The 2,975-nt window shown below is 71.7% G+C and carries 1 protein-coding gene; it reads right to left on the bottom strand.

All coding sequences use genetic code 11. The features are described from left to right. Positions 1–2: 2 nt before the first annotated feature. Positions 3–2,975: Pls/PosA family non-ribosomal peptide synthetase (locus KDH83_RS30145; RefSeq protein WP_212322587.1), on the bottom strand; the 2,973-nt coding region annotated here is incomplete at its 5' end.

The raw sequence follows: 2,975 nt of genomic DNA, 5'->3' as shown, positions 1-2,975 counted from the left end.
CCTCAGCGCCCCGTCCACGGCGTGGCCGGACTGCCCATCCAGGCCTGGCCGGCCGGGATGGTCTCGCCCTTGAGCACCAGCGTCAGCGGCCCCAGCACGGCGCCCTGCTCCACCCGCGTGTCATAGAGGATGGTGGTGCGCGGCCCGACGCTGACCCCGGCGCCGATCCGGACCTGGCCGATCTTCATGACCCGGTCCTCGAACAGATGGGTCTGCGGGCCGGACCAGGCATGCAGCACGGCGTCGTCGCCTATGGTCACGCAGTCGTACTCGGTGACGTCGGTGGTGTCCATGAACACGCGCTTGCCGATGCGCGCCCCCATGCAGCGCAGCGCCAGCGGCAGCCAGGGCGTGGCGCGCAGGAAATTGAAGAAGTTCGGCACCGCGATGGACTCGTACAGGCTGGTCACGGCCTCGCTCTTCCAGACGAAGGGCGTCCACATCGGCTCGGCGCGCGGCCGGTAGCGGCCGATCAGCGTCCACTTGAGCAGCACCAGGAACAGGAAGGCGCCGATGCCGTACAGCACGCCGGCCAGCATCAGCTCGTCGAAGGCGGCCACGAAGCCGTGCTTGACCGCCATCGGGATCACTTTCATCACCGTCAGGTAGCCCACGGCGATGACCACCGCCAGCGGCAGGATCATGCGCATGCCCTCGACCGCGCCGCGCGCCAGCTTGCGGCCCAGGCTGGGGCGGAAGGTCAGGTGCTCGGGAAAGCCGGCGGTCTGCTCGCGCGCCGGCAGGGCCAGCGGCGGATTGCCCAGCCAGGTCTGGCCGCTGGCCATGCGGGCATTGGCCGGGGCGCGGCTCTGCACGCCGATCAGCACGTCGTCGGGCAGCTCGGAGCCGTCCGGCACGTAGGCGCCGTTGCCGACGAAGCTGCGGTTGCCGATCACCGTCGGGCGCATGGTCATCCAGCCCCGGTCGACTTCCTCGTCGCCCAGCATCACGCCGTCGGCGATGAAGCTGTCGCGGCCCAGGGTCAGCATGTCCGGCACGATGCCCATGGCGGTCGAGATCTCGGTGCCGGGACCGACCTTGGCGCCCAGCAGGCGATACCAGGTGCCGGCGTAGATCGAGGCGTACAGCCCGTGCAGCACGCTCAGGCTGGATTCCTGGATCTGGTTGGTCAGCCAGCGCCGCAGGTAGATCTGGCCATACACCGGCCAGCGTCCGCCCGACAGGCGCGGCAGCAGCGCCCAGCGCAGCAGGGCCGACACGAGGATGGTCAGCATCAGCAGCAGCGCGCTGGCCGGCAGCGCCAGCAACAGGTAGCAGAGGAAGGCATAGGGCCAGGACGCGCGCGCGCCCATCAGGTCCAGCCAGCGCGCGTCGATCCAGTCGATCAGCACGAAGCTGGGGAACACCGGCATGAAGAACAGGCCGGCGATGGCCGCGCCGCCCAGCGCATAGGCCAGCATGTCCAGGCGCCGCCAGCGGCCGTGGCGCTCGGGCCGGGGCGGCAGCTCGGGAGCGCGCGCCTGCGGATCGTGACGCGCGGGCGCGCCGCTCCAGATCTGCCCCGCCGGAATGCGCGCGCCGCGCGCCAGCGACGACAGGCCGTCCAGGCGCGCGTCGTCGCCCATCTCGACATCGCCCTGCAGCACCGCGTAGGAACCGATGTAGGCATTGACGCCGACGCGGATCGGCGACACTTCCCAGACGCCGCCGCGCACCTCGAAGTTCTCCAGGTTCACCGCCGCGCCGATGCTGGCGCCGTCGCCCACGGACAGCAGGTCCGGGGCGCGCACCGAGATGCGGCTGATGGCGGTGTCCTGCCCGATCCGCGCGCCCAGCGCCCGCAGGTACCAGGCCTGCAGCGGCGAGCCGGCCAGCAGGTGCGCCGGCGGGATGTCCATGATGCGGTCGACCAGCCACCAGCGATAGAACATCCAGCCATACAGCGGATAGCGGCCGGCCTTGAGCCGGCCCAGGATGCCCCACTTGCAGGCCACGGCCACGCCGAAGCTGAGCAGGTTGCAGGCCAGGTAGCTGCTGATCGACAGCGTCACCGCGAGCCAGACCGAATCGCCCTCGTCGCCGGTGAAGTAGTGATAGGTGAAGAACGGCGTCAGCCAGATCAGCATGCGCACGCCGATCAGGATGGGCAACACCGCCAGCTGCGCCAGGCCGCAAGTCCAGCGGCGCCACTCGGGCGCGCGCTCCGGCGCCGCCTCGCGCGCCGCGCCGGCGCCGGCGCCGGCCGCTGCCGCCGCTGCCGCCTCGGCCGCCAGCGCGTCCAGCCGCCCCGCCAGCGCCGCCAGCGTGGAATGCTGGTAGAGCTCGTGCATGGTCAGCGCGGAAAAATGCGGATGCTTGCGCAGCGAGGACACCAGCCGCGCGGCCAGCAGCGAATGGCCGCCCAGGTCACGGAAGAAATCACTGGCCAGCCGCAACGGCTGGCCGGGAAACAGCGGACGCAGCGCCTCGAACAGCGCCTGCTCGCCGGCGGTGGCCGGCAGGTCGTCCTCGCCGCTGGGCTCGGCCGCCGTGGCCAGCTCGCGCGCCTTGAGCGTCTTGCGGTCGATCTTGCCGGACGTCAGGCGCGGCACCTCGGCCACCAGCTCGAAGCGGGCCGGGATCATATAGGCCGGCAGTTCCTGCGCCAGCCCGGCGCGCAGCGCGTGCGGATCGGGCCGCGCCTCGCCCTCGGGCGCCAGGAAGGCCACCAGCTGCTCGATGCCTGCCAGGTCGCGCAGCACGACGGCGGCCGCGCCCACGCCCGGCTGGCGATAGAGCGCCGCCTCGATCTCGCCCAGCTCGACGCGGAAACCGCGCACCTTGACCTGGTCGTCGCTACGGCCCAGGCACTGGATCTGGCCCTGCTCGTCGATGCGCGCCAGGTCGCCGCTGCGGTACATGCGCGTATCGTGCTCGCCGCGCGGACGCGGGTTGGCCAGGAACTTCTCGGCCGTCAGCTCGGGCCGCCCCAGGTAGCCGGCCGCCACGCCCGGCCCGGTGATGCACAGCTCGCC

The organism is Achromobacter sp. Marseille-Q0513 (assembly GCF_018195695.1).
GTDB lineage: Bacteria > Pseudomonadota > Gammaproteobacteria > Burkholderiales > Burkholderiaceae_B > Achromobacter.
Note: the sequence above shows the minus strand (reverse complement) of the source record. Positions and strands in the feature narration are given on the sequence as shown.